The 26,873-nt window shown below is 68.8% G+C and carries 25 protein-coding genes and 1 pseudogene; 18 read left to right on the top strand and 8 right to left on the bottom strand.

Going from position 1 to position 26,873, the window contains the following annotated elements:
- Window positions 1-18: 18 nt before the first annotated feature.
- The 6 genes from AB8998_RS06145 (at window position 19) to AB8998_RS06170 (ending at window position 5,355) form a co-directional block, all read left to right on the top strand.
- Complete coding sequence (locus AB8998_RS06145; protein WP_369737071.1) at window positions 19-1,209, top strand: amidohydrolase family protein; 1,191 nt, start codon at window positions 19-21, stop codon at window positions 1,207-1,209.
- A complete protein-coding gene (locus AB8998_RS06150; protein WP_369737072.1) occupies window positions 1,206-2,648 on the top strand; it encodes a FadD3 family acyl-CoA ligase in 1,443 nt (480 codons plus the stop codon). The genes AB8998_RS06145 and AB8998_RS06150 overlap by 4 nt, the downstream gene beginning before the upstream one ends.
- A 364-nt stretch (window positions 2,649-3,012) precedes the next feature.
- Window positions 3,013-3,870 (top strand): hypothetical protein, encoded by an 858-nt coding sequence (locus tag AB8998_RS06155; protein WP_369737073.1) that lies wholly within the window; start codon window positions 3,013-3,015, stop codon window positions 3,868-3,870.
- A complete protein-coding gene (locus tag AB8998_RS06160; RefSeq protein WP_369737074.1) occupies window positions 3,867-4,514 on the top strand; it encodes a twin-arginine translocation pathway signal in 648 nt (215 codons plus the stop codon). The genes AB8998_RS06155 and AB8998_RS06160 overlap by 4 nt, the downstream gene beginning before the upstream one ends.
- Before the next feature lie 9 nt (window positions 4,515-4,523).
- Window positions 4,524-5,147, top strand: coding sequence for a fatty-acid--CoA ligase (locus AB8998_RS06165; protein ID WP_369737075.1), 624 nt, complete (start codon window positions 4,524-4,526; stop codon window positions 5,145-5,147).
- Window positions 5,148-5,160: 13 nt separating this feature from the next.
- Window positions 5,161-5,355: a (2Fe-2S)-binding protein gene (locus tag AB8998_RS06170; RefSeq protein ID WP_369737076.1), complete on the top strand. Its 195-nt coding sequence runs from the start codon at window positions 5,161-5,163 to the stop codon at window positions 5,353-5,355.
- A 9-nt stretch (window positions 5,356-5,364) separates the two neighbouring features.
- Here the strand turns inward: AB8998_RS06170 and AB8998_RS06175 are convergent.
- A pseudogene (locus AB8998_RS06175) lies at window positions 5,365-7,084 on the bottom strand (alpha-keto acid decarboxylase family protein).
- Between the two features lie 45 nt (window positions 7,085-7,129).
- Here AB8998_RS06175 and AB8998_RS06180 point away from each other — a divergent pair.
- From AB8998_RS06180 to AB8998_RS06195, 4 genes are read left to right on the top strand one after another with little or no spacing between them, the layout of a single operon-like run.
- Entirely contained in the window at window positions 7,130-7,573 is a 444-nt protein-coding gene (locus tag AB8998_RS06180) for an SRPBCC family protein (RefSeq protein WP_369737077.1), read from the top strand.
- Between the two features lie 3 nt (window positions 7,574-7,576).
- Window positions 7,577-8,707, top strand: coding sequence for a CaiB/BaiF CoA transferase family protein (locus AB8998_RS06185; RefSeq protein ID WP_369737078.1), 1,131 nt, complete (start codon window positions 7,577-7,579; stop codon window positions 8,705-8,707).
- 10 nt (window positions 8,708-8,717) lie between these two features.
- Window positions 8,718-9,155: an SRPBCC family protein gene (locus tag AB8998_RS06190; RefSeq protein WP_369737079.1), complete on the top strand. Its 438-nt coding sequence runs from the start codon at window positions 8,718-8,720 to the stop codon at window positions 9,153-9,155.
- A 49-nt stretch (window positions 9,156-9,204) separates the two neighbouring features.
- Window positions 9,205-9,660 carry an SRPBCC family protein gene (locus AB8998_RS06195; protein ID WP_369737080.1) on the top strand — a complete coding sequence of 152 codons (456 nt, stop codon included), beginning with the start codon at window positions 9,205-9,207 and terminating at the stop codon, window positions 9,658-9,660.
- A 5-nt stretch (window positions 9,661-9,665) separates the two neighbouring features.
- Here AB8998_RS06195 and AB8998_RS06200 read toward each other — a convergent pair whose 3' ends face one another.
- Both AB8998_RS06200 and AB8998_RS06205 read right to left on the bottom strand, forming a co-directional pair.
- On the bottom strand, window positions 9,666-11,099 hold the full coding sequence (locus AB8998_RS06200; RefSeq protein ID WP_369737081.1) for a HAMP domain-containing sensor histidine kinase: 1,434 nt from the start codon (window positions 11,097-11,099) through the stop codon (window positions 9,666-9,668).
- Window positions 11,096-11,803, bottom strand: coding sequence for a response regulator transcription factor (locus AB8998_RS06205; protein ID WP_369737082.1), 708 nt, complete (start codon window positions 11,801-11,803; stop codon window positions 11,096-11,098). Before AB8998_RS06205 ends, AB8998_RS06200 begins: the two co-directional genes overlap by 4 nt.
- A gap of 143 nt (window positions 11,804-11,946) precedes the next feature.
- Between AB8998_RS06205 and AB8998_RS06210 the strand changes: the two genes are divergently transcribed.
- A complete protein-coding gene (locus tag AB8998_RS06210; RefSeq protein WP_369737083.1) occupies window positions 11,947-13,149 on the top strand; it encodes a PPE family protein in 1,203 nt (400 codons plus the stop codon).
- A gap of 14 nt (window positions 13,150-13,163) precedes the next feature.
- Here AB8998_RS06210 and AB8998_RS06215 read toward each other — a convergent pair whose 3' ends face one another.
- Complete coding sequence (locus AB8998_RS06215) at window positions 13,164-14,357, bottom strand: pyridoxal phosphate-dependent aminotransferase (RefSeq protein WP_369737084.1); 1,194 nt, start codon at window positions 14,355-14,357, stop codon at window positions 13,164-13,166.
- Window positions 14,358-14,443: 86 nt separating this feature from the next.
- Between AB8998_RS06215 and AB8998_RS06220 the strand changes: the two genes are divergently transcribed.
- The 4 genes from AB8998_RS06220 (at window position 14,444) to AB8998_RS06235 (ending at window position 19,618) form a co-directional block, all read left to right on the top strand.
- The gene (locus AB8998_RS06220; RefSeq protein WP_369737085.1) at window positions 14,444-14,842 is read left to right on the top strand and encodes a Zn-ribbon domain-containing OB-fold protein; all 399 of its coding nucleotides are present in this window, start codon (window positions 14,444-14,446) and stop codon (window positions 14,840-14,842) included.
- A 32-nt stretch (window positions 14,843-14,874) separates the two neighbouring features.
- Window positions 14,875-16,083, top strand: coding sequence for a thiolase family protein (locus AB8998_RS06225; RefSeq protein WP_369737086.1), 1,209 nt, complete (start codon window positions 14,875-14,877; stop codon window positions 16,081-16,083).
- Window positions 16,084-16,256: 173 nt separating this feature from the next.
- A complete protein-coding gene (locus AB8998_RS06230; protein WP_369737087.1) occupies window positions 16,257-17,468 on the top strand; it encodes an acetyl-CoA C-acetyltransferase in 1,212 nt (403 codons plus the stop codon).
- A gap of 14 nt (window positions 17,469-17,482) precedes the next feature.
- The gene (locus tag AB8998_RS06235) at window positions 17,483-19,618 is read left to right on the top strand and encodes a 3-hydroxyacyl-CoA dehydrogenase NAD-binding domain-containing protein (RefSeq protein ID WP_369737088.1); all 2,136 of its coding nucleotides are present in this window, start codon (window positions 17,483-17,485) and stop codon (window positions 19,616-19,618) included.
- A gap of 69 nt (window positions 19,619-19,687) precedes the next feature.
- Here the strand turns inward: AB8998_RS06235 and AB8998_RS06240 are convergent, their stop codons facing one another.
- Window positions 19,688-20,545 (bottom strand): LLM class F420-dependent oxidoreductase, encoded by an 858-nt coding sequence (locus AB8998_RS06240; protein ID WP_369737089.1) that lies wholly within the window; start codon window positions 20,543-20,545, stop codon window positions 19,688-19,690.
- Between the two features lie 40 nt (window positions 20,546-20,585).
- Window positions 20,586-21,794, bottom strand: a complete 1,209-nt coding sequence (locus tag AB8998_RS06245) for an FAD-dependent monooxygenase (RefSeq protein ID WP_369737090.1) — start codon at window positions 21,792-21,794, stop codon at window positions 20,586-20,588.
- A gap of 38 nt (window positions 21,795-21,832) precedes the next feature.
- Here AB8998_RS06245 and AB8998_RS06250 point away from each other — a divergent pair, with 38 nt between their 5' ends.
- Window positions 21,833-22,822 carry an LLM class F420-dependent oxidoreductase gene (locus tag AB8998_RS06250; RefSeq protein WP_369737091.1) on the top strand — a complete coding sequence of 330 codons (990 nt, stop codon included), beginning with the start codon at window positions 21,833-21,835 and terminating at the stop codon, window positions 22,820-22,822.
- On the opposite strand, the gene AB8998_RS06255 is transcribed toward AB8998_RS06250, so the two are convergent.
- Window positions 22,819-23,112 carry a putative quinol monooxygenase gene (locus AB8998_RS06255; RefSeq protein WP_369737092.1) on the bottom strand — a complete coding sequence of 98 codons (294 nt, stop codon included), beginning with the start codon at window positions 23,110-23,112 and terminating at the stop codon, window positions 22,819-22,821. The two genes, AB8998_RS06250 and AB8998_RS06255, sit on opposite strands and share 4 nt — an antisense overlap.
- Window positions 23,113-23,288: 176 nt before the next feature.
- On the opposite strand from AB8998_RS06255, the gene AB8998_RS06260 reads away from it, so the two are divergent.
- Both AB8998_RS06260 and AB8998_RS06265 read left to right on the top strand, forming a co-directional pair.
- Complete coding sequence (locus AB8998_RS06260) at window positions 23,289-23,714, top strand: Zn-ribbon domain-containing OB-fold protein (protein WP_369737093.1); 426 nt, start codon at window positions 23,289-23,291, stop codon at window positions 23,712-23,714.
- A 1-nt stretch (window position 23,715) separates the two neighbouring features.
- Window positions 23,716-24,861: a thiolase family protein gene (locus AB8998_RS06265; protein ID WP_369737094.1), complete on the top strand. Its 1,146-nt coding sequence runs from the start codon at window positions 23,716-23,718 to the stop codon at window positions 24,859-24,861.
- A 338-nt stretch (window positions 24,862-25,199) separates the two neighbouring features.
- Here the strand turns inward: AB8998_RS06265 and AB8998_RS06270 are convergent, their stop codons facing one another.
- Window positions 25,200-26,849: a DNA repair helicase XPB gene (locus AB8998_RS06270; protein ID WP_369737095.1), complete on the bottom strand. Its 1,650-nt coding sequence runs from the start codon at window positions 26,847-26,849 to the stop codon at window positions 25,200-25,202.
- Window positions 26,850-26,873: the final 24 nt, after the last annotated feature.

The following is a 26,873-nucleotide window of genomic DNA, read 5'->3' on the forward strand; positions in this document are numbered from 1 at the left end:
ATCAAGAAGGAGGATTCCATGGGGCAACTGTCGCATCGGGAGGACGTCCCGTTTCCGATCTTTGACGCGGACAACCATCTCTACGAGCCGCCGGAAGCGCTGACCAAGTTCCTGCCCAAGGAGTACAAGGACTTCGTCCAGTACGTGCAGGTCAACGGGCGCACCAAGATCGCGATCCGCGGCCACATCAGCAACTACATCCCCAACCCGACCTTCGAGGTCGTCGCCCGGCCGGGCGCCTGGGAGGAGTACTTCAAGTACGGCAACCCGGAGGGCAAGAGCAAGCGCGAGCTGTTCGGTGAGCCGATGCGGGCGATCCCGGCCTTCTTCGAGCCCGGCCCGCGCCTGGAGAAGATGAACGAGCTGGGCCTGGACCGCACCCTGATGTTCCCGACACTGGCCAGCCTGATCGAGGAGCGGTTGCGCGACGACCCGGTCGCCATCCACGTCCTGATCCACGCGCTGAACCAGTGGCTCGACGAGGTCTGGGGATTCAACTACCAGAACCGCATCTTCACCACCCCGGTGATCACCCTCCCGATCGTCGAGAAAGCGATCGAGGAGCTGGAGTGGGCGGTCAAGCGCGGTGCCCGCTGCATCCTGGTCCGCCCGGCTCCCGTCCCCGGTTTCCGTGGGCCCCGGTCGTTCGCGGTGCCTGAGTTCGACCCGTTCTGGGAGCGGGTCGTCGAGCACGACGTGCTGGTTGGCATGCACTCCAGTGACAGCGGCTACTCCCGCTACACCTCCGAGTGGGACGGCGCCGAGCAGGAGATGCTGCCGTTCCAGACCAACGCGATGGGCATCCTCAACGAGTGGCGGCCGATCCAGGACTCGGTGGGGTCGTGGGTCATCCACGGGGCGCTCTACCGCCACCCGAAGCTGAAGGTCGCCATCGTCGAGGCCGGTTCGAAGTGGATGAACCCGCTGCTGGACGGCCTGGCCGAGGTCTTCCGGAAGGCCCCGGAAGCCTTCCCGAGCGATCCCGTCGAGATGGTCAAGAGCCGGATCCACGTCAGTCCGTTCTTCGAGGACGGCATCGACGATCTGGTCAACCTCGTCGGGGTGAATCAGGTCCTGTACGGCTCGGACTGGCCGCACCCCGAAGGGCTGGCGGAGCCGACCTACTACGTCAACGCGCTGTCGCACCTGTCCGTGGAGGATCAGGCAAAGATCATGGGCGGCAACCTCGCTCGTCTCGTATCGGTGTGAGACCGGCCGCGACGACGTGGCAGACCATCCCCGAGATGGTCTTGAGCGCGGCGGACCGGTTCGGCGACGCGGAAGCGGTCGTCGACGGTCCGCTGCGCCTCACCTTCGCCGAGGTCGTCGAGCGAATACGCCGGGCCGCGGGCGCGTTCGCCGACCTCGGCATCGGCAAGGGTGAGCGGGTCGCCATCTGGGCCCCCAACTCCGCGGAGTGGATCGTCGCGGCGTTCGGACTGCTCACCGCCGGCGGGGTGCTCGTCCCGGTCAACACGCGATTCAAAACCGAAGAGGCGGGCGACGTCATCGTCCGCAGCGGGGCGAAGGCCGTGCTGGTGCAGAAGGGATTCCTGGGCCAGGACTACACGGCGCCGGCGGGCACGCCGGTCATCGACCTGAAATCCGACTTCCTTTCCAGCGGTTCACCGTTCCAGCGTGATGTCAGCGGCACCGACACCGCCGACATCATCTTCACCTCGGGCACGACCGGACGCCCCAAGGGCGCGATGATGAATCATCGGCAGACGCTGCGGATGTACGAGGAGTGGGCCACCCTGGCCGATCTGCGCGAGGGCGACCGTTACCTGCAGATCAACCCCTACTTCCACACGTTCGGTCTGAAGGCGGGACTCATCACGTCCTTCCTGCGCGGGGCGACGATGCTGCCGGTCGCGGTCTTCGGCGTCGACACCGTGGTGGATATCGTTGAGCGCGAACGCATAACGATGCTGCCCGGCCCGCCGACGTTGTACCATTCGTTGCTGACCGTGCGCGACAAGGACCGCCTGTCGACGCTGCGGGCCGGCGTGACCGGCGCCGCCGACATCCCCGTCGAACTGGTCCGCCGCATCCACGGCGAACTGCCCTTCCAGACGCTGATGACCGGCTACGGGCTGACCGAGGCCGGCAATGTCACCCTGTCCCGGCCCGGTGACTCCTTCGAGGATGTGGCCACCACCGCGGGCCTGCCGTGCGAGGGGGTCGAGGTGCGCGTCGCCGATGACGGCGAGGTGCTGGTGCGCGGCTACGGCGTGATGCAGGGCTATCTCGACGACCCCGAGGCCACCGCGCAAGCCATCGACGGCGACGGCTGGCTGCACACCGGGGATCTGGGCGCCATCGACTCGTCCGGGCGGCTGCGCATCGTCGGCCGCAAAAAGGACATGTTCATCGTGGGCGGGTTCAACGCCTACCCGGCCGAGATCGAGGGGTTCCTGCTCAACCACCCGGCCGTCGCGCAGGCGGCGGTCATCGGCGTTCCCGACGAGCGGCTCGGCCAGGTGGGCAAGGCATTCGTCGTCGCGAACGGGGCCGTGGACGCCGAGGAACTCATCGGCTGGTGCACCGAACGCATGGCCGGATTCAAGGTGCCGCGGTCGGTGGAGTTTCTCGACGCGCTTCCGCTCAACGCCACCGGCAAGGTGGTCAAAGACCTGCTGCGCTGATCGTCCCGGCGGGCTCCATATGCCCGATGAGAGAATGATATTTCCGCTGCTGTATATCTGTTTCACGCGGTGCTGAGGGCTAGGGCTAGCGAGGTTCCGCGGGATGGGTGATAACCTGGTTCTCCTGGCGACATCGGCCGCCGTGGCACTCGACGCGCGCAAGGATCTCGCAGCAGGCGCCTGTGCGTGAGGGGGTGCGACGAGTAGGGTTGCGCAACGGCGACGTCGGTCGTCGGCGGTCAGGGCAAACATCCCGTCGACGGGCACGCGGTAGAGGAGTTGGGCATTTGGGTCACGAGCAGCGTCGGGCCGGTGAGCGGTGAGTGGTGGCCGCCAGAATGCTGCTGAGGCGAGACCGGTTCCGGTGAACGAAGGCGAAACCCCCAGTACCGCCGCGGACATCATGGCGTTGGCCGAGCAGGCCGAGGCAGAGGCCGCGGAAGCCGAAGCCCTCGCCGCCGCCGCCCGGGCCCGCGCGCGGGCCATCCAGTTGCGCCGCGAGGCCGAACTCGCCGAAGCCAGGACGCAACAGGCAGCGCGCGAGGAAACCGCGGCCGACCTCTCCGGCGACGAGGCGGCGGTGGATGCGACGGCCGACGTCGGGACCGAGGCGCCCGATACCGAGACGACCGCGGCCGCAGAGTCCGCCGTCGAACCGGAGAGCGAGTCGGGGGAGGAATCCCGCGATGAGGCCGCGGAGGCGGAGAAGCCGGGGCGACGCCGGCTGCGCCGCCCCAAATGGTCGACCGTCGCGGCCGCCCTGGCCGTGATCGTCGTGCTCGCCGCGCTGTCCGGCACCGGATACATGGTCAAGGAGCATCGCGACGCGGTCCGGCAGCGGCAGCGTGCGGCCGAGTTCGCCGCCGCCGCGCGCCAGGGTGTCGTGACGTTGACGTCGATGGATTTCAACAACGCCAAGCAGAGCGTGCAGCGCATCCTCGACGACTCCACCGGTTCGTTCAAGGACGACTTCCTCAAGATGGCCGACGACTTCGTCAAGGTGGTCGAGCAGTCCAAGGTCGTGTCGCAGGGCACCGTCCAGTCCGCAGCCGTGGAACTGGACTCGATGACCGACAATTCGGCGACGGTGCTGGTCGCCTCCACCTCCGAGGTCACCAATGCGGCCGGCGCCAAACAGGATCCACGTAGCTACCGGCTGATCGTGACGGTGGCCCGCGACGGCGACCAGATCAAGATATCGAAAGTTGAGTTCGTGCCGTGAGCGCAGACGAAACGCCGGCCCCGGAAACCGAGGAACAGGTCGAGACGGCCCCGGACGCTGAGGACGCCGAGGAGCCCACCGCCGCGACAGCCGACACCGGCGCGGGCCCGACCACGCCCGGCCGGCTCAAGCGCGTTGGCGCACAGGTGAAGAGGCGGTCGTCCGGAAAGGTCCTGCCCGCCGTGTTGGCGTTGCTGGTCGTTGCTTCGCTGGGGTTGCTGGGCGGGTTGTACTACTTCTCCTACCTACCGGACCGGGAAACGGACGGCGCGGCCGCCAAGGCGGCGATCACGGCGGCCAGCGAGGGGACGGTCGCGGTCCTGTCGTATTCCCCCGACACCCTCGACCGCGACTTCTCTTCGGCGAAGTCGCATCTGACGGGCGACTTCCTGACCTACTACAACCAGTTCACCCGGGAGATCGTCGCCCCGGCCGCCAAGCAGAAGTCGGTGAAGACGAACGCGGTCGTGCTTCGCGCCGCCATCTCGGAATTCCGCCCCGGCGCGGCCACGGTGCTGCTGTTCGTCAACCAGAGCACCCAGAGCAAAGACCGGCCGGAGCCCACCCTGACCTCGAGCAGCGTCCTGGTCAAACTGGACAAAGCCGATGGGAAATGGCTCATTTCGTCATTCAACCCGGTATAGGACCCGGCGATGACGAACGACATCCACTCGATGGTCATCGCGACGGACTACCGCGTTCCCGATCCGACGCGGGTGTGGCCGCTGCTCGAGCGCAACAAACCGGCCCTCGCCGACATCGGCGCCCACCATGTCCTCGTGTACATGTCCACGCACGACTACGGGCGTGTGCTGGTGATGATCGGCGTGCACAGCCGGGAGCCGATCGTGGAACTGCTGCGCTCGCGGGTGTTCTTCGACTGGTTCGATGAGGCCGGCGTCGAAGACATCCCCGCGGTGTTCGCCGGCGAGATCGTCGACAGGTTCGTCGCCGAGCAACCGTCGACCCCGGGAGCGCCGGGGGTCGTGGTCGCCGCCTTCGCCTCCGTCGACGACGTGGCGACGCTGAACTCGGGGGTGCGTGTCGCGATGGACCGGTTCGCCGCCGCGGGGATTCGGAAGACCTGGGTGTTCCAGGCGTTCGACGACGAGCGCGAGGTGCTCATCCTGCAGGAGCTGCCCGACGAAGAGGGGGCGCGGGAGTGGCTCGAGCATCCCGACGCCGCCGCCCAATGGATGTCCGGGGCGGGGGCCGGCGCCTACCCGCCGCTGTTCGTCGGCCGCTTCTTCGACATGATGCGCATCGAGGCGGACTGAGCGGATCGCCGGAATGTTCGTGTGCCTGTGCAACGGCGTCACCAACCAGACGGTGTGCGAGGCCATTGCGGCCGGGGCGTCGACGACCAGGGATGTCGCTCGGGCCTGCGGCGCGGGCGCCGACTGCGGGCGCTGCCGGCGCACCGTCCGGGCGATCCTGCGCTCGGCGACCCCCGATCCCACATCGCCCCGCCCCGGGGCGCGCTGAGACCGCGGCTCAGCGGCGCGGGCTGCCGTCCGGTGACGTCGGCTGCACGAGTTCGACCAGCAGCCCGGGGATTTCCATCCGCGGCAACACCACCTCGACGAACACCATGCGGTTCTGCTCCTCCGCCGCCGCGGTCAACGCGTCGTCGAGTTCGCCGTAGGTCTCGGCCCGGAATGCCAGGTAGTTGGTGACGCCCAGCGCGCTGGGCAGATCGGTCCACCGCCAATTGACGATGTCGTTGTAGGGCGCGGCTTCCCCGTGGATCGCCCGTTCGACGGTGTAGCCGTCGTTGTTGACCACCACGATGACCGGCGAGAGCCCCTCGCGGGAGAAGTTGCCCAGCTCCTGGACGGTGAGCTGGGCGGCGCCGTCGCCGATCAGCAGCACCGTCCTGCGGTCCGGGTGTGCCACCCCCGCGCCGAGCGCCGCGGGCAGGGTGTAGCCGATCGAGCCCCACAAGGGTTGGCCGATGAAGGTGACGCCTTGCGGCAACCGGTGGTTGGCCATGCCGTAGAACGACGTCCCCTGGTCGGCGAGCACCACGTTGCCCGGGGTGAGCGCCGAACACAGCCGGTCCCACAGCATCGGCTGGGTCAGTGCCTGCTCACGCGCGGGAGTGCCGGCGGCCGCCGGGTCCGGTTCCGCCGGGGCCGTGACCACCTCCGGTGAACGCCTTCCGCGCCGCACCAGGATCTCGGCCAGCGCGTCGAGGGCGGCGCCCATCTCCAGCGGCGCGAACACCCGGCCGGCCACACTGCTCTGGTACTGCCCGACGTCGATGGTCCGCGCCGGGTCGATGTGCTGGCTGAAGAAGCCGCTGACCATGTCGGTGAACACCACCCCGGCGGTGACCAGCACCGGCGCCTCCTCGATCGCCGTGCGCACCTGCGGGCTGCTTGCCGCGCCGGCGTAGATGCCCAGGAAATGCGGTGAGCTCTCGTCGAGCAGGCTCTTTCCCCACATCAGCGTGGCGTAGGGCACCACGTCGGCGGCCAGCAGCGCCTCGAGTTCCTTGACCACCTGCAGCCGGTGGACCAGCAGGTCGGCCAGCACCGTCAAGCGGTGCCCGCCGATCAGTTCGCCGGCTGCCTCGATGAACTCGGCCAGCGCCCGCGGGCTGGTGCCCCCGGTGTAGCGGGGCAACGGGTCGCGGGGGTTCGGTGGGAAAACGCGCCACGTCGGTGGACATCAGGATGTATCCGGGGCGCTTCTGCTCCCGCACCTCGGACAGCACCCGGTCGATCTCGCGGCAGGCCGTTGCGGGCATCAGATTGGCTTGGGCGCAGGTGATTTCGCGGCTGACCCGGAAGAAGTGCTCGAAGTCGCCGTCGCCCAGGGAGTGGTGCAGCGCGCGCCGGGTGCCCTGGGCGTCCTTGGACGGGCCGCCGACGATGTGCACCACGGGCACGTGCTCGGCATAGCTGCCCGCGATCGCGTTGGCCGCCGACAGCTCGCCGACACCGAACGTCGTTACCACGGCGGACATTCCGCGCAGCCGCCCGTACCCGTCGGCGGCGTAGCCGGCGTTCAGCTCGTTGGCGTTGCCTACCCATCGCAGGGTCGGGTGCGCGACGATGTGGTCGAGGAATTCCAGATTGTAGTCACCGGGCACGCCGAAGATCTCGGACACACCGAGCTCGGCAAGGCGGTCGAGGAGGTAGTCGCCGACGGTGTAGGCGGGATCAATGGGCGCTTCACTCACGAAGTCGACGTTACGCCCGGTGGCCATTGTGAATCGCTCCCGGCCGGGCTCCGATTGTCCTATGGTGCGCCCATGGCAATCAAAGAGTCGCGCGACATCGTCATCGAAGCGAGCCCGGCGCAGATCCTGGACGTCATCGCCGACTTCGAGGCGATGCCCGAGTGGTCCGAACCCCATCAGAGCGCGGAGGTGCTCGAGACCGGCGACGACGGCCGGCCGCGCCAGGTCAGGATGAAGGTCAAGGTCGCGGGCATCACCGACGAACAGGTAGTGGCCTACACGTGGGGCGACAACGAGGTGAGCTGGACGCTGGTCAGCTCCTCCCAGCAGAAGGCGCAGGACGGCAAGTACACGCTGGTGCCCAAAGGTGACGAGACCTTGGTGAAGTTCGAGCTGCTCGCCGACCCCAACGTGCCGCTACCCGGTTTCGTGCTCAAACGCGCCGTCAAGGGGACGATCGACTCCGCGACCAAGGCGCTGCGCGAGCGGGTGCTGAAGGTGAAGAAGGACGCGTAGTCCGTGGGTCGCGGCGGGCCCCTGGCCGGGGTCAGGGTCATCGAGCTCGGCGGCATCGGGCCGGGGCCGCACACCGGGATGATGCTGGCCGACCTGGGTGCCGACGTGGTGCGGGTGCGCCGGCCCGGCGTGGCGATCGCGATGCCGGCGGAGGGCCGTGACCTGCTCCACCGCGGCAAGCGCATCGTCGACCTGGACGTCAAGGCGCGGCCCGGGGCGCTGCTGGAGCTGGCCGCCAGGGCCGACGTGCTGCTGGACTGTTTCCGGCCCGGCACCTGCGAGCGGCTCGGCATCGGCCCCGACGACTGCGCGGCGGTCAACCCGCGCCTGATCTTCGCGCGGATCACCGGGTGGGGGCAGGAGGGGCCCCTGGCGCAGACGGCCGGTCACGACATCAACTATCTGTCGCGCACCGGTGCGCTCTCCGCGCTCGGCTACGCCGACCGCCCACCGCTGCCGCCGCTGAACCTCGTCGCCGACTTCGGCGGCGGTTCGATGCTGGTCCTGGTGGGCATCGTCGCCGCCTTGTACGAGCGGGAACGCTCGGGCCGCGGACAGGTCGTCGACGCCGCGATGGTCGACGGGGTCAGTCTGCTCGCTCAGGTGATGTGGACGATGAAGTCGACCGGGTCGCTGTGCGACCGGCGCGAGTCGTTCCTGCTCGACGGCGGCGCGCCGTTCTACCGCTGCTATGAGACGTCCGACGGCAAGTACGTGGCAGTCGGGGCGATCGAACCGCAGTTCTTCGCCGCGTTGCTCGAAGGGCTCGGCCTGTCGCCGGACGAGGTGCCCGGTCAGCGCGACATCGCTTCCTACCCAAGGATGTTCGACATCTTCACCGAGCGGTTCGCCGCCCGGACCCGCGACGAGTGGACGCGGGTCTTTGCCGGCACCGACGCGTGTGTCACGCCGGTGCTGACGTGGGGCGAGGCGGCCACCGACGACCACTTGCGGGCCCGGTCCACGGTGATCACCGCGCACGGCGCCGACCAGGCCGCGCCCGCCCCGCGCTTCTCGCGCACACCCGCCCCGCCGGTGGGGCCGCCGCCATCCGGCACCACTTCGCTGACCGAAATCGACTGGTACGAAACCGGTTACGGCGAAACCCGCGCACTCCCGGTGCGGCGTTGCTAGGTTGGGCGCAGTGGCTGTAAAAGCATCGCGGGAGTTCGTCGTCGACGCGCCGCCGGCAGTGGTCATGGAGGCGCTGACCGACGTCGTCGTGCTGTCGTCCTGGTCGCCGCTGCACAAGCACATCGAGGTGATCGACCGTTATCCCGACGGCCGGCCCCACCACGTCAAGGCCACGATCAAGATCCTGGGGCTCACCGACAGGGAGGTCCTGGAATACCACTGGGGCCCCGACTGGGTCGTCTACGACGCCAAGGGAACCCCCCAACAGCACGGCCAGCACGTCGAGTACAACCTCAAGCCGGAGGGAACGGACAAGACCCGGGTGCGCTTCGACATCACCGTCGAGCCGGCGGGGCCCATCCCGGGTTTCATCGTCAGGCGGGCGACGCGGTCCGTCCTCGATGCCGCGGTGAAAGGCCTGAGCGACCTCATCGCCGGCGGCGGCTGATCGAAGAGTTTCGGGCACATCCGGTAGTGCGGTTGCTAACTTGGTAGCGGTGGCCGTACAAGCATCGGCGCAGATCGTCATTGATGCGCCCCCGGAAGAGATCATGGTGGTGCTCGCCGACGTCGGCGCGGTGCCGCTGTGGTCCTCGGTGCACAAGAAGGCCGAGGTCATCGATGCCTATCCCGACGGCCTGCCGCACCACGTCAAGGTCACGGTCAAGGTGCTCGGTATCGTCGATCATGAAGTGCTGGAATATCATTGGGGTCCCGACTGGGTCGTGTGGGACGCGCGGAAGACCGTGCAGCAGCACGGCCAGCACGTCGAATACCGGTTGCAGCGCGTCGGCGTCGACAAGACGCGGGTGCAATTCGACATCACCCTGGAACCGTCGGCGCCGCTGCCGGAGTTTCTGGTCAACCGTGCGCGAAAGACGGTCGTACGCGCCGCAACCGAGGGATTGCGCAAGCAGGTCCTGACCGCGCAGCGGGCCCGCCGGCCGGAATAGCCGGCTCAGGTCCCCGCGGGGTCGGAAGGCGGCGCCAAGGGCAGGCTCAGCCGGAAGGCCGCGCCGGGTTCGTGGGGCAGGCATTCCAGCGTGCCGTGGTGGGCCTCGGCCAGTCCGCGGGCGATCGACAGCCCGAGTCCGGCGCCCCCGGAGCCGCGGTCGCGCGCGTCGTCGAGGCGGACCAGCCGGTCGAAGACCCGCTCGCGGTCCGCATCGGGGATGCCGGGCCCGGAGTCGACGACCGTCACTTCCGCGGTGTGGTCGCGGGCCGCGGTGTGCACGGTGATCTCACCGCCGCGCGGGGTGTAGCGGCGGGCGTTGTCCAACACGTTGGACAGGATCTGCACGATCCGGCCAGGGTCGGCGCGGATGGGTAGACGAGCGTCGTCCCCGACCAGCCGCACCGTCACGCTGGGCGCGAGCATGGCGGCGCGTTCCACTTCGGCGGCGACGACGTCGACGAGGTCCACCTGCTCGCTGCGCAATGCCGTCCCCGCATCGATGCCGGCGATGTCCAGCAGGTCGGAAACCAGCCGGCCGGCCCGCCGGGTCTCACCGCCCAGCAGCGCGGCGTAGCGGCGCAGCCGCGAGATCGACGCCGCGTCGTCATGACCGGTTCCCTCGGTGCTGGCGGTCAGTTGTTGCGCCACCGCCTGGATCGCGGTCACCGGGCTGCGCAGTTCGTGGGCGGCGTCGGAGAGGAAGCGGCGTGTCTTGGACTCGGCGCGTTGCGCGGCTTCGGCAGCCCGGTGAGCGTTGGTCTCTGCGGTCTCCAGCGCGTCGAGCATGTTGTCGAACGCGGCGGCGGCGTGACCGAGTTCGGTGGTCGGCCGGTCCGGCCGGAGTCGCCGTCCCCGGTCGCCGTGGGTGATCTGCTCCGCCGTCGAGGTGATCCGCTGAAGCGGTGCCAGCGCGCGACCGACGACGAGCCTGACCAGCACCGCGATCAATATCAGCGTTGCGGTGCCGCCGATGAGGAGGTCGCGCCGCAGCTGGGCCCGGCGGGCCTGGATGCCGTTGGTCTTGCCCACCAGGATGATCGTCGAGCCGTCGCGCAGGACCCGGGTGACCGCCTTGCTGCTCCGTTCCTTGGCGGTCGGTGGCGGCACCGCCCCGGTTTGCGGTGGTGGCGGCGGGGACGCGCCGGTGTCCAGCGAACGGTCACCGTAACGGGTGCCGTCCGGGCCGATCACCCGCACCCGGATCCGCTGCGCCTGCAGCTGAACGACGAGTTCTGCCGGGCCGACACCCACCTTGACGAGATTGGCGGCGCGCACGACGTCGTCGGCCAGCCGGGACTCGAGGTCACGGTTGAGCTGAACCCCGACCACTTCGTCGATCGCCGCGCCGAGAGCCAGCAGCAGGATCGCGATCAGGCCCACCGTCGCCACCGTGACCCGCCGGCGCAGCGACGGGGTGGGAGTGGTCGGCGCGGTCACGGATGGCCCGCCGACAGCCGGTAGCCGATTCCCCGGACCGTGTGCAGCATCCGGGGCCCGTGTGCCTCCAGCTTGCGGCGCAGCGCGCTGATGTAGACCTCGACGAGGTTGGCGTCGTAGGCGTCGTATCCCCATACCGCCGCGAGGATCTGATCCTTGCTCACCGTCCGGCCCCGCTGCTCCACCAGGTAGCTGAGCAACTTGAACTCGGTGCCGGTGAGGTCCAGCATGGTGCCGGCCCGGCTCACCACCCCGCCCTCGGCGTCCAGCACCAGATCGCCGACCTGCATCGCCGAGGGCACCCGTCCGCGCCGCCGCAGCACGGCGCCCACCCGGGAGACCAGCTCGGCGACGTCGAACGGCTTGACCACGTAGTCGTCCGCACCGGCGTCGAGCCCCCGCAACCGATCCGGGAGCGCGTCGCGGGCGGTGAGCAGGACGATGCCGGCATCGCCGTAGCCGCGCACCACGTCGATGAGGGCGAAGCCGTCGCGGCCGGGCAGCATCACGTCGAGCACCACCAAGTCGGGACGAAACGCGGCCAGCGCGTCCTCGAGCCCCCGGCCGTCGACCCGTCCGCCGCTGACATACCCGGCGTCGGCGAGCGCCTCCACGACCATCTCGCGAATGGCGCCGTAGTCCTCCACCACCAGCACCCTGGGCGGGTTGGTGTCCGAGTGCTGCCGAGCGGGGAGTCCGTGCACACGGCCATTGTGACGACGCTTTCCTGAAGGGAGCCTGAGCGTCGGTGCCTCGGGGTGCCTCTTTCAGCTCGGCTTCAGCTTCGCCTTGGAGTGTCTGTGTCGAACGAAGACCCGACCGGCTTGAGCACAAAAGGTGTTGCGCAATGGATTTCGGAATGTTGCCTCCGGAAGTCAACTCCGCCCGGATGTATGCGGGACCGGGCTCGAGTCCGTTGTTGACGGCCGCGGCGGCCTGGGACGGGTTGGCCGCCGAGCTGCGCGTCACGGCGGCCTCGTACGACTCGGCGATCTCGGGTCTGATGGGCTCGTGGACGGGGCCGGCGTCGGCCTCGATGGTCGCCGCGGCCGCACCCTACGTCGCATGGATGAACACCACCGCCGTCCAGTCCGAGCAGACGGCGGCCCAGGCGCGGTCCGCGGCGGCCGCCTACGAGGCCGCGTTCGCGATGACGGTGCCGCCCCCGGTGGTCGCGGCCAACCGCAGTTTGGTGGCGTCGCTGATCGCCACCAACTTTCTGGGTCAGAACACCCCGGCGATCGCGGCCGCCGAGGCGCAATACGGCGAAATGTGGGCCCAGGACGCCGCCGCCATGTACGGCTATGCCGCCTCCTCGGCGACCGCGACGAGGTTGACGCTGTTCCAGGCGCCGCAGCAGATCGGCAACCCGGCGGGTCTGGTCAGCCAGGCCGCGGCGGCGCACGCCGCCACGACGGCGGCGGCGGCGAACACCCCGACGACACTGCAGGAGGCCATGACGGCGCTGCCGCAGACCCTGCAGGGACTCGCCTCGCCGTTGTCGTCGGCGTCGTCGCTGCCCTCCACGTCGACGCTGACGTCGATGTTCAACACCTCGATGAACAGCCTGAAGACGGTTCTCTACCCCGCGTCGATCGTGTCGATGATGCCGATGCGGGGACTCTCGATGGCCAACATGTCGAAGTCGTTGATGTCGTCGGTCGGTGCGGCCGCCAAAGCGCTTCCCGCCGCCGGGGCGGCGCTGTCGCACGGTGTTGGCTCGGGTGCGCTGGGGTCACTGGGCACGGTGAACCTGGGGCTGGGCGGAAGCCCGGGCGCGGTGTCGGCGGGGTTGGGCCGCGCCGCCACGGTCGGCGCGCTGTCGGTGCCGCAGGCGTGGTCGCCCGCGCAGATAGCCAATCCCTTCGCCGCGGGGTTGCCGGGGGTCGGGTTCGGGTCCCTGCCGAGCGAGGCCGCCGCATCGATGGGTCTGCCACCGATGACGCCGATCACGAACATGGCCACGCAGGGCATGCATGGCGTGTTCACCGCGGCGCCCCGGTACGGGTTTCGTCCCGCCGTGCTCGCCCGCCCGCCCGCCGCGGGATGAGCGCGCGGCGCGGGTCACCCCGCTGGCGGGTCCGGCAGCGCCGCGAGTCGCCTGAGCGCTTCGTCCAGGGTGTCGTCCCGTTTGCAGAACGTGAAGCGCACCAAATGATTCCACACCTTGGCCTGCTCCGCGGCGTGTGGGGCGTCCGGGTCGCAGAACGCCGACAGCGGGATGGCCGCCACACCGACCCGCTCCGGGAGGGCCGCGCAGAACGTCGTGCTGTCGTCGTAGCCGAGTGGGCGCGGATCGGCGCACAGAAAGTACGTTCCGTAGCTGTCGTGTACCTCGAAACCGATCTCGGTCAGCCCCGCGCTGAGCCGGTCCCGCCTGGCCTGCAACGTGTTCCGGAGTTCGGACACCCACGCGTCCTCGGTGTCGAGCGCCAGCGCGACGGCCGGTTGGGACGGGGCACCGCCGACGTAGGTCAGATATTGTTTTGCCGCCTTCACGCCGACGATGAGCGGCGCCGGGCCGCAGGCCCACCCGATCTTCCAGCCGGTGCAGTTGAACATCTTCGCCGCGCTGGAAATGGTGACGGTGCGCTCGGCCATGCCGTCGAAGCCTGCCAGCGGGAGGTGCTCGCGGCCGTCAAACACCAGGTGCTCGTACACCTCGTCGGTGATCACCAAAAGGTCTGCCGCCACGGCGATCTCGGCGATCGCCTGCAGGTCGGCCCTGCTCAGCACCGCTCCGGTCGGGTTGTGCGGTGAGTTGACGATCAGCGCCCGGGTGCGCGGCGTCACCGCCCGGCGCAACGCGTCGGCGTCCAGGGCGAAGCCGCGGCCGTCGGGTACCAGCGGCACGGCCACCCGCTGCGCGCCGGCCATCGCCAGCACCGGTGCATAGGAGTCGTAGAACGGCTCGATGAGCACGACTTCCTCACCTGGCTCCACCAGGCCGAGCACCGCCGCCGCGATGGCCTCGGTGGCCCCGACCGTGACCAGCACCTCGGTGTCGGGGTCGTAGTCGATGCCGAACCGCCGCCGGCGCTGGGCCGCGATGGCCCGGCGCAGCGCCGGGATGCCGATCCCCGGCGGGTACTGGTTGGCACCGCCGGCGATGGCGTCCTGCGCCGCCTTCAGCAACGCGGGTGGCCCGTCCTCGTCGGGGAAGCCCTGGCCGAGGTTGACCGCGCCGATCCGCGCGGCCAGGGCCGACATCTCGGCGAACACCGTGGTCGCGTACGGACGCAGTCGCGACACCGTCATGATGCTCGAGCTTAAGACGCGTTGGCGATGTGCTACGCACGGCCCGTGATGGGCTACGGTCGTTTACACACGGGACGGAGGTTGTCATGGCCGGGCAGATTCCTTTGGTCGACTATCTGGTGCTCGACGACGGCGAACCGCACCTCGTCGCGCACGAATGCACCCATTGCGGGGCCCGGTTCTTCGACCGCCGTAACGCGTGCGCGAGCTGCTTTGCCACGGAGTTCAAGACCGTCCCGGTCGCGACCGAGGGCACGGTGCGTGCGTTCACGATCGTCACCTTCGCCGCGCCGGGGATCCCGACCCCGTTCGTCGCGTCCGTGGTGGACTGCGACGGCACGCAGGTGCGCGCCAATCTGATCAACGTCGAGCCCGACCCCGAGCATGTGCGCGACGGGATGAAGGTGCGCCTGGCCACCTATTCGTTGGGGGCCGACGCCGAGGGCACCGAGGCGATCGGCTTCGGTTTCGAGCCCGCCGCCTGAGTCAACCGAGTCACTTCGAAGGAGCAGCGACGATGAGCGCCAGCGACGAGATCTGGATCCTGGGCATCCGGATGACCAAGTTCGGCAAGCACCCCGACCTCGACACCGTCGACCTGGCGGCCGAGGCGGCGCTGGGCGCGCTGGCCGATGCCGGGGTCAGCATGGCCGACATCGGGGTGCTGGCCGCCGGCAACCTGATGAACGCCAACGCCGGGATCGGTCAGCAACTGCAGAAGCAGATCGGCCAGACCGGCATCCCGGTGTACAACGTGGCCAACGCGTGCGCCACCGGGGCCACCGCGCTGCGCACCGCCATCATGGCCGTCAAGGCCGGCGAGGTCGACTACGGCATGGCCGTGGGCGTGGAGAAGCTGTCCGGCGCCGGGCTGCTGGCCGGGGGCAGCCAAAAGAAGTCCGACGACGTCTGGGCGCCCAAGGGCCGTTACGGCGCGGTCGCCCCGGTCGACGGGCGCATCGGCACCGAGACCATGCCCGGGGTGTTCGCCCAGATCGGCACCGAGTACGGCCACAAGTACGGCGGCACCAGCTTCGAGCTGTTCGCCAAGATCAGCGAGAAGAACCACGCCCACTCGACCCTGAACCCGCTGGCCGCCTACCAGAAGCGGTTCACCCTCGAGCAGATCATGGGCGATGTCATGATCGCCTACCCCAACACCCGGCCGATGTGCTCGGCCAACTGCGACGGGGCGGCGGCCGCGATCGTGTGCAACGGCGAAACGCTGAAGTCGCTCTCGCTCGAACAGCGCCGGCGCGCGGTGAAGGTGTCGGCGTCGGTGCTGACCACCGACCCCTACGAGGAGGGCTGCCAGGTCCTGCCCAACGTCAACACCCTGACCCGCAGGGCCGCCGCGACCGCCTACGAGCAGGCCGGCGTCGGCCCCGACGAGCTGGACCTGGTCGAGCTGCACGACTGCTTCGCCACCGCCGAACTGGTGCACTACGACAACCTGATGCTCTGCCAGGAAGGCGGGGCCGCGGACTTCTTCAACTCCGGCGCCACCTGGCGCGACGGCTCCACCCCGGTCAACGTGTCCGGCGGGCTGCAGTCCAAGGGCCATCCCATCGCGGCCACCGGTATCGCCAACATCTGGGAAATCTGCCATCACCTGCGGGGGGAGGCCGGCGACCGCCAGATCGCCGACGCCAAGGTCGGGCTGGCCCACGTGATCGGCCTCGGCTCGGCCTGCGGTGTGCACATCCTGGAGAAATCCGCAGCCTGAGTGCTCCGCGGGTTCATCCGTCCTGACGTCACGTTCGGTGCAGCGCAGGGCCGGGCTCAGTCGCGCGCTCTCGGCCCAACCAACAGGTTGGACGGGAGCCCTGTTAGGGTGCTGGTACTCCCGCCTAACCTGAACACGGAACCCCCGAAGCCAACTGCGAAGAGGTAGTCGACATGTCCGAAGAAGCCTTCGTCTACGAGGCCATCCGCACGCCGCGCGGAAAACAGAAGAACGGATCGCTGACCGAGGTCAAACCACTCAACCTGGTCGTCGGCCTGATCGAGGAGCTGCGCAGGCGTCACCCCGACCTCGACGAGAACCTGATCAGCGACGTCATCCTGGGCTGCGTCTCGCCTGTGGGTGACCAGGGCGGCGACATCGCCCGCACCGCGGTGATCGCGGCCGGTATGCCCGACACCGTCGGCGGCGTGCAGCTCAACCGCTTCTGCGCCTCCGGGCTGGAAGCCGTCAACACCGCCGCCCAGAAGGTCCGCTCCGGCTGGGACGACCTGGTGCTCGCCGGTGGCGTGGAGTCGATGAGCCGCATCCCGATGGGCTCCGACGGCGGCGCGATGATGGCCGACCCTGCCACCTCCTACGACGCCTACATCGTCCCGCAGGGCATCGGCGCGGACCTGATCGCCACCATCGAGGGCTTCTCCCGCGAGGACGTCGACGCCTACGCGCTGCGCTCCCAGGAGCTCGCGGCCGCGGCGTGGTCGGGCGGCTACTTCGCCAAGTCCGTGGTGCCGGTCCGCGACCAGAACGGCCTGCTGATCCTCGACCACGACGAGCACATGCGCCCCGGCACCACCAAGGAGGGGCTCGGCAAGCTGAAGCCCGCCTTCGAGGGCCTGGCCGCCATGGCCGGGTTCGACGACGTGGCGCTGCAGAAGTACCACTGGGTCGAGTCGATCAACCACGTGCACACCGGCGGCAACAGCTCGGGCATCGTCGACGGGGCCGCGCTGGTGCTGGTCGGCTCCGAGGCGGCCGGCATGTCGCAGGGCCTGACCCCCCGCGCCCGGATCGTGGCCACCGCCACCACCGGTGCCGACCCGACCATCATGCTGACCGGCCCGACGCCCGCAACTCAGAAGGCGCTCGACCGGGCCGGCCTGACCGTCGACGACATCGATCTGTTCGAGCTGAACGAGGCGTTCGCGTCGGTGGTCCTGAAGTTCCAGAAGGACCTGAACATCCCCGACGAGAAGCTCAACGTCAACGGCGGCGCCATCGCGATGGGCCACCCGCTGGGCGCCACCGGCGCGATGCTCCTGGGCACCATGGTCGACGAGCTCGAGCGCCGCGACGCCCGGCGTGCACTGATCACGCTGTGCATCGGCGGCGGCATGGGCGTGGCCACCATCATCGAGCGAGTCTGAAAGGCTGAATGACCATGACAGAGAACACTATTGCGTGGGACAAGGATGCCGACGGCATCGTCACGCTGACGTTGGACGACCCGACCGGGTCGGCCAATGTGATGAACGAGCACTACAAGGAGTCCATGCACAAGGCCGTCGAACGCCTTGTGGCCGAAAAGGACTCGATCACCGGCGTGGTGATCACCAGCGGTAAGAAGACCTTCTTCGCCGGCGGCGACCTCAAGAGCATGATCACCGCGGGCCCGGAGAACGCCGGCGAGATCTTCGCCGAGGTCGAGGACATCAAGCGCGACCTGCGCACGCTGGAGACCCTGGGCAAGCCGGTGGTGGCCGCCATCAACGGCGCGGCGCTGGGCGGCGGACTGGAGATCGCGCTGGCCTGCCACCACCGCATCGTCGCCGACGTCAAGGGAGTCCAGATCGGCCTGCCCGAGGTCACCCTCGGCTTGCTGCCCGGCGGCGGCGGGGTGACCCGCACGGTGCGGATGCTGGGCATCCAGAACGCCTTCGTCAACGTGCTGAGCCAGGGAACCCGCTTCAAGCCGGCCGCCGCCAAGGACAACGGGCTGGTCGACGAACTCGTTTCCAGCGTCGAGGAATTGGTCCCGGCAGCCAAGGCGTGGATCAAGGCCAACCCCGAGGCGCACGAGCAGCCCTGGGACAAGAAGGGTTACAAGATGCCCGGCGGCACCCCGTCGTCGCCGGGGCTGGCGGCGATCCTGCCGTCGTTCCCGTCGCTGCTGCGCAAGCAGCTCAAGGGTGCGCCGATGCCCGCGCCGCGGGCCATCCTGGCCGCCGCGGTCGAGGGCGCGCAGGTGGACTTCGACACGGCGACCCGCATCGAGAGCCGCTATTTCACCGAGCTGGTCACCGGCCCGATCGCCAAGAACATGATCCAGGCGTTCTTCTTCGACCTGCAGACCATCAACTCCGGGGGCTCGCGGCCCGACGGCATCGAGCCGGTCAAGATCAACAAGATCGGTGTGCTGGGTGCGGGCATGATGGGCGCCGGCATCGCCTACGTCTCGGCCAAGGCCGGATTCGACGTCGTGCTCAAGGACGTCAGCCTCGAGGCGGCGCAGAAGGGCAAGGGCTACTCCGAGAAGCTCGAGGCCAAGGCGCTGGAGCGGGGCAAGACCAGCAAGGAGCGCTCCGATGCGCTGCTGGCGCGCATCACCCCGACCGGTGACGCCGCGGACCTCAAGGGCGTCGACTTCGTCGTCGAGGCGGTGTTCGAGAACCAGGACCTCAAGCACAAGGTCTTCCAGGAGATCGAGGACGTCGTCGAGCCGAACGCGGTCCTGGGGTCGAACACCTCCACGCTGCCGATCACCGGTCTGGCCACCGGCGTCAAGCGGCAGGAGGACTTCATCGGGATCCACTTCTTCTCGCCGGTCGACAAGATGCCGCTGGTCGAGATCATCAAGGGCGAGAAGACCTCCGACGAGGCGCTGGCCCGGGTGTTCGACTACACCCTGGCCATCGGCAAGACCCCGATCGTGGTCAACGACAGCCGCGGCTTCTACACCTCCCGGGTCATCGGCACGTTCGTCAACGAGGCCCTGGCGATGCTCGGCGAGGGGGTGGAGCCGGCCTCGATCGAGCATGCCGGTTCGCAGGCCGGATACCCGGCACCGCCGCTGCAGCTCTCCGACGAGCTCAACCTGGAGCTGATGCACAAGATCGCGCTCGCCACCCGCAAGGGCGTCGAGGACGCCGGCGGCACCTACGAGCCGCACCCGGCCGAGGCCGTCGTGGAGAAGATGATCGAGATCGGCCGCCCGTCAAGGCTTTCCGGGGCCGGCTTCTACGAGTACGTCGACGGCAAGCGCACCCGGCTGTGGCCGGGCCTGCGGGAGACGTTCAAGTCCGGCACCTCGGAGCCGCCGCTGCAGGACATGATCGACCGGATGCTGTTCGCCGAGGCGCTCGAGACGCAGAAGTGCATCGACGAGGGCGTCATCACCTCGACCGCGGACGCCAACATCGGCTCGATCATGGGCATCGGCTTCCCGCCGTGGACCGGTGGCGCCGCGCAGTTGATCGCGGGTTACCCGCACGGCGGCAAGGCCGGGTTCGTCGCGCGGGCCAAGGAGCTGGCCGCCAAGTACGGCGACCGCTTCTTGCCGCCGGCCTCGCTGAGCTGATCACCGCGCGACCAGACGCGAAAGCCCCCGAACACAGCCTGTTTCGGGGGCTTTTGCGTCTGCTCGCGGTCAGAGGGCGGCGGCGATCCGGCGCCATTGCTCGCGGGGGAAGGCCGTCGGGTCGTCGGTGAGCACCTGGACGCAGACGTGGTCGGCGCCGGCCGACCGGTGCTCGGCGACCCGGCGCAGGATCGCCTCTTCGTCGCCCCAGGCGATGACCGCGTCGAAGAGCCGGTCGCTCACCTGCCTGACGTCTTCTTCGGAGAAGCCGCTGCGCAGCATGTTGTTGGCGTAGTTCGGCATCGAGAGATACGACCGAAGCATGCCGGTGCCGATGCGGCGTGCCTCGTCGGCGTCGTCGGACAGGATCACGGTCTGCTCGGGCAGCAGCAGCGGTCCCTCGCCCAAAATCTCACGGGCGAAGGCGGTGTGGTCGGGGGTGACCAAGTAGGGGTGGGCCCCGCTGGCACGGGTCGCCGACAACGCCAGCATCTTGGGACCCAGCGCGGCGAGGACCCGGCTCTCGACGGGCACCGGGCGCGGGGCGGCGTCCAGGCCGTCCAGGAACGACGCCGTCGCGGCCAGCGGCTTGCGGTAGCGCCCCGGCTGCTTGGCATCGATCAGCGGGGCATGGCTGACCCCGATGCCCAGCAGGAACCGGTCTCCGTGCGCGGCGGTCAGCTCCGCATGGGATTCGGCGACGTCGCCCGGCGAGTGCATCCACAGGTTCAGGATTCCGGTGGCGATCACCGTGCGCCTGGTCGCGGCGAGCAGGCGGCCCACCGCGTCGAGCAGCGGCCCGCCGACGTCGGGAATCCACAGCGCCGGGAAACCCAGTTCATCCAATTCCGTTGCTGCCTCGGCGGACTCGGCTGCGTCGCCGTAGCGCAGCTGGCTGCTCCAGATCCCGACACCGGTGAGTTGCATGCAGGCCATTCCTTTCTCCGAGGGCTTGGAGACCATGCTGTCAGACGTCGAGTTCGGAGTAGTCGGGCACCTGTATCGAGTCGTACAGTCGCAGGCCCTTGGTGTTGAGCTTGGCCAGCGCGCGCGACAACGGCGCGGGCATCTGCGAGACGAGCTGGGCTCCGCGGGTCAGCGCCCACACCCCCGTCGCCGATCCGGGAATGACGCTCTTGGCGGCGCCGCGGGCGAAGGCCCGACTGCGCAGCACCGGCTCGCGCATGGCCAATTCGTATGCGGCGAATGCGCGCAGGTGGTCGCCGTCGGCCCGGGCCAGCTCGCCGGCCAGCACGTAGGCGCCCAGCACCGCGAGGCTGGTGCTGCCGCCGACCGCGGGGCCCGGGCAGTACCCGGCGTCGCCGACCAGGGTGACCCGTCGGCGCGACCATCTGTCCAGTCGCAGTTGCGTGATCGCATCGAAGTAGAACGCCGGTGTTTGGTCCAGTTCCTCGAGCCAGCGGTCCACCTGCGCATGCATGCCCGCGAACTTGTCGCGCAGAATCTGGCGCTGCCGCGGCAGATCCCGATGCCCGCAATCCAGTTCTGCCTTGCTGCGAAACAGAAAGGCCGCGCGCGCGTCGTCCAGATGCTGCGCGGTGTAGAGCGCCGCGACGCGACCGACGCCGACGTGACCGGTCATGCGCCCCGCGTCGGCCAGCGCCTTGGGCACCGACAGCACGGCCAGGTATCCCCCGAGGAAACGGGTGAGTTCGCCCTCCTCGCCGAACGTCAGGCGCCGCACGTTGGAGTGCACCCCGTCGGCGCCGACGACGACGTCGAACGCGCGGGTGGGCGAGTGCTCGAAGGTCACGTCGCCGTCGACGTCGATCGATGTGATCGAGTCGTCGAACAGGTACTCGACGTCGTCACGGCCTGCGGCGTAGTAGATCTCGCTGAGGTCGTCGCGCATGATCTCCACGTGCCGGTCGGAGGTGGCGGCATAGATCTTGGCGAGGTCGATCTCGGTGGGCCGCGTGCGTCCCTCACGGTGCATCGTGAGCCGGTCGGTTCCGGTGGCGCGGTCCTCGATGCGCGGCAGGACGCCCATTCTCGCCGAGATCTCCATCGCCGGACGGAACAGGTCGACGGCGTGGCCGCCGGCTTTGCGCAGGGCCGTCGCGCGCTCGACGACGGTGACGTCGAAGCCGTACCGGTTCAGCCAGTACGCCAGTACCGGCCCGGCGATGCTGGCACCGGAGATGAGGATCCGCATCGCGCGCAGCCTACTCGGTCCAGGCTAGAGTCGGCGCCATGCGCTTTGGGCTTTTCATCCCGCAAGGCTGGCGGATGGATCTGGTCGACATCGCACCCGACGAACACTGGCCGGTGATGCGCGATCTGGCCGCCTACGCCGACGGCGGCGCATGGGACTCGCTGTGGGTCTACGACCACTTCCACACCGTCCCGATGCCGACGGACGAGGCCACCCATGAGGCGTGGTCGCTGATGGCGGCCTACGCGGCCACCACGTCGCGGATCAAGCTGGGGCAGATGTGCACGGCGATGAGCTACCGCAACCCGGTGTATCTGGCCAAGGTGGCCGCCACGGCCGACATCATCTCCGGCGGCCGGATCCAGATGGGCATCGGCGGCGGCTGGTACGAACACGAGTGGCGGGCTTACGGCTACGGGTTCCCGTCGGCCGGGGTGCGGCTGGGCCGGCTGGACGAGGGCGTCCAGATCATGCGTTCGGCCTGGCGCGACGGCAAAGTCAGCTTCCAGGGCCGGCACTACCAGGTCGACGGTGCGATCGTCGCACCGAAGCCTTTGCAGGACAACGGGTTACCGCTGTGGATCGCCGGCGGGGGTGAGAAGGTGACGTTGCGCATCGCCGCGCAGTACGCCCGCTACACCAACTTCACGCCGGAGCCCGAGGCGTTCGCCCACAAGTCGGAGGTGCTGGCCGGGCACTGCCGCGAGGTGGGCACCGACTTCGGTGCAATCGTGCGTTCGGTCAACATCAACGCCGTGGTCGGCGCGTCCGACGCCGACGTCGCCGACCGGATGCGACGCGTCCGCGACCGCCTGGTGCGTCACCTCCCCGAGGCCGCCGCCGACGCGATGATCGCGGGCACCAGCGGTCCGGATTCGGCGACGGGCACACCGGAACAGGTGATCGAGCGGATCACCCGGATTCGCGACCTCGGGTGCGAGTATGTGATCTGCTATTTCCCCGAGGCGGCCTACGACCGCTCCGGTATCGAGTTGTTCGAACGCGAAGTGATCCACGCGTTGAGCTAGATATCGCTGGTGCGGTAACGCGTCTTGACCGGAGGCGCGGCCAGCAGCGGAGGCAGCTCGGTCAGCTTTCCCTCGCCGGCGCGAAACGCGCGGTAGGCCTCGTCGTCCTCGACCGTCGCCCAGATCTCGTAGACGAGCCAGTGGGCCTCGTCGTCCTCGTCGACGAGCACGTCGGTGCCGAGGTTTCCCGCAAACGCCCGGGTGTCCTGCAGCGCACGGCCCATCACGTCGCGCGCCGCGGGAACCGCGTCGGGCCTGAACTTCAGTTCCAGTATCACGGTGACCGGCATGTCGTCTCCCTCGCTGTGGCGGCTCTCGAAATCGTCGCATGCGATTCGACGCGTCGCCCGGTGGCCCGGCACGCGACCGCTGTATCGGCGAGAACGTAATTTCCGCTTTCGTCTAATGCTGTTGTACCTTTGCGTGAGCGCATTCTCGCGCGCGGATGACCGCTGGAGGACTCTCGATGCAACGAGCACTCGCCCCCGACATCTCCACCTGGCCCGCCGAGAACCCGCAGCTGATCGGCAGCAGGTGCGGCAGTTGCGGCGCCACAACGTTTCCCGTGCAGCAGTGGTGCCCGCGCTGCAGCGCCGGGGTGATGAGCGAGGTGCTGCTGCCGCGCCGCGGCACCCTGGTGGCCTGGACGACGCAGGGGTTCCCGCCCGGGGTGCCCTACGCCGGTCCGTCCGGCAAGGACTTCGTGCCGTTCGGCGTGGGACTGGTCCAGCTCGATGACGTGATCCGGGTCGAGGGCCGGCTGACCGAGAACGACCCGGCCAAGATCCGGTTCGGTCAGGAGGTCGAGTTGACCATGGTGCCGCTGACCACCGACGAGGAGGGCGCCGAAGTGATGACGTTCGCGTTCCGGCCGATGGCAGAGGGGGCCTGAAATGAGCAATGACGTAGCCATCGTGGGCGTGGGCCTGCACCCGTTCGGCAGGTTCGACACGACCGCGATGCAGATGGGCGCCGAGGCGATCCAATCCGCGCTCACCGACGCCGGCATGGATTGGAAGGACATCCAGTTCGGGTTCGGTGGCAGTTACGAGGTGTCCAACCCCGACGCGGTCACCCGACTGGTCGGGCTGACCGGCATCACGTTCACCAACGTGTTCAACGCCTGCGCGACCGCGGCCAGCGCCATCCAGCAGACGGCGGACACCATCCGGTTGGGCAAGTACGACATCGGCATCGCCATCGGCATGGACAAACACCCGCGCGGGGCGTTCACCGACGACCCGGCCAAGCTGGCGCTGCCGCAGTGGTACGCCCAGAACGGGCAGTTCGTCACCACCAAGTTCTTCGGCATGAAGGCCAACAAGTACCTGCACGACCACAACATCTCCCAGGCCACGCTGGCCAGGGTGGCCGCCAAGAACTTCCGCAACGGCGCGCTGAACCCCAACGCGTTCCGCCGCAAGCCGATCCCCGAGGAGGAGATTCTCAACTCGGCGGTGCTCAACTACCCGTTGACCCAGTACATGTTCTGTGCGCCCGACGAGGGCGCCGCCGCGGTCATCATGTGCCGCGCCGACATCGCGCACAGGTTCACCGACAAGCCGGTGTATGTGCGCGCGTGCGAGATCCGCACGCGCCGCTACGGCGCCTACGAGGTGCACGCCACCTCGGCACCGCTGGACGGCGATGCCGCGCCGACCGTCTACGCGGCCCGGGCCGCCTACGAGGCCGCGGGCATCGGGCCCGAGGACGTCGACGTCGCCCAACTGCAGGACACCGACGCCGGCGCCGAGGTCATCCACATGGCCGAGACGGGCCTGTGCGCCGACGGCGAACAGGAGAAGCTGGTGGCCGACGGCGCCACCGAGATCCACGGCTCGATCCCGGTCAACACCGACGGGGGACTGATCGCCAACGGCGAGCCGATCGGCGCGTCGGGGCTGCGGCAGATGCATGAGCTGGTGCGTCAGCTGCGCGGCGAGGCCGGCGAGCGTCAGGTGCCGGGCGACCCGCGCGTCGGGCTGGCCCAGGTCTACGGCGCACCGGGCACCGCGTCGGCCACGATCCTGTCGCTGTAAACGCGAGATCGCCGCTGTCCACGTCAGGGCCGTGCCTGATTCTCAGATTTGATACCACGGGCAATATCAGATTTGGCGAGAGTCACATGGCTTGGAGGAGAGCCTCGGCGATCGTCGGGGTCGGCCTACGCGGCGTACTCGGGTATCAGAGTTGGCCTGTGGCCCTAGCGCACAGCATCTTCGGTGATGCAACTCGAAGGGCTACACCATTGCGCTATGCAATAGTTGCACTAGGATGCAGAATCTCCCGGTAGGCCGCTCGAGCGGCGCTCTTCACCGGCGAGACTGAAGAGGGGCTGCCATGGTCGAAAAAGTAAGGCGGACAAGCTCGCTACCATCTAAATCGCCGGGCCAAGTAGGTCGTCGGCGTCGCGGATGATGTAGCCGTAGCCCTGCTCGGCGAGGAAACGCTGCCGGTGCGCGGCGTACTCGGCGTCCAGGCTGTCGCGCGCCACCACCGAATAGAAGACGGCGCCCCCGCCGTCGGACTTCGGCCGCAGCAGCCGGCCCAACCGCTGCGCCTCCTCTTGGCGGGATCCGAACGTCCCTGAAACCTGCACCGCCACCGAGGCTTCCGGCAGGTCGATGGAGAAGTTGGCGACCTTGGACACCACCAGTGTGGACACCTCACCGCGCCGGAAGGCGTCGAACAGCGCTTCGCGCTCCTTGGTCCTGGTGGATCCCTGGATCACCGGCGCGTCCAGCTCGGTGCCGAGTTCGTCGAGCTGGTCCAGATAGGCACCGATCACCAGGGTCTGCTCGCCGGGGTGTTTCGCCAAAATCGACTTGACCACCGCGATCTTGGTGTGGGCGGTCGAACACAGCTTGTAGCGCTCCTCGGGTTCGGCGGTCGCGTATGCCATCCGCTCGCTCTCGGTCATCGTCACCCGGACCTCGACGCACTCCGCCGGCGCGATCCAGCCCTGCGCCTCGATGTCCTTCCACGGCGCGTCATAGCGTTTGGGCCCGATCAGGGAGAACACGTCGCCCTCGCGGCCGTCCTCGCGGACCAGGGTGGCGGTCAAGCCCAGCCGCCGCCTGGACTGCAGGTCGGCGGTCATCCGGAACACCGGCGCCGGCAGCAAGTGCACCTCGTCGTAGACGATCAGCCCCCAATCCCGGCTGTCGAAAAGCTCCAGATGGCGATACTCGCCCTTGGTGCGCCGGGTGACAATCTGATAGGTCGAGATGGTGACCGGCCGGATCTCCTTGCGCTCGCCCGAGTATTCGCCGATCTCGTCCTCGGTCAACGAGGTGCGGGCAACCAGTTCGCGTTTCCATTGCCGGGCGGCGACGACATTGGTCACCAGGATCAGCGTCGTGGCACTGGCTTTGGCCATCGCCGCCGCCCCGACCAGGGTCTTGCCCGCGCCGCACGGCAGCACCACCACACCCGAGCCGCCGTCCCAGAACGAGTCCGCGGCCAGCTGCTGATAGTCGCGCAGCTGCCAGCCGTCCTGCCGCAGGCTGATCGGATGCGCCTCGCCGTCGACGTAACCGGCGAGATCCTCTGCGGGCCAACCGATCTTGAGCAGCATCTGCTTGACGCGGCCGCGCTCGCTGGGATGCACGACGACGGTGTCGTCGTCGATGCGCGCGCCCAGCATCGGCGCGATCTTCTTGTTGCGCAGCACCTCCTCGAGCACCGCGCGGTCCAGGCTCACCAGAGTCAGGCCGTGCGCCGGGTGCTTGACCAGCTGCAGGCGGCCGTAGCGGGCCATGGTGTCGACGATGTCGACGAGTAGCGGCTGCGGCACCGCGTACCGCGAGTGCGACACCAGCGCGTCGACCACCTGCTCGGCGTCGTGCCCGGCGGCGCGCGCGTTCCACAGCGCCAGCGGCGTGATCCGGTAGGTGTGCACGTGTTCGGGCGCGCGCTCGAGTTCGGCGAACGGCGCGATGGCGGCGCGCGCCGCGCCGGCCTGCTCGTGGTCCACTTCGAGCAGCACTGTCTTGTCGGACTGCACGATCAAAGGCCCGTCAGTCACGACAGCCGCTCCTCCCTCTGTTTT

This window comes from Mycobacterium sp. HUMS_12744610, from assembly GCF_041206865.1.
In the GTDB taxonomy this organism is placed as follows: Bacteria; Actinomycetota; Actinomycetes; order Mycobacteriales; family Mycobacteriaceae; genus Mycobacterium; species Mycobacterium servetii.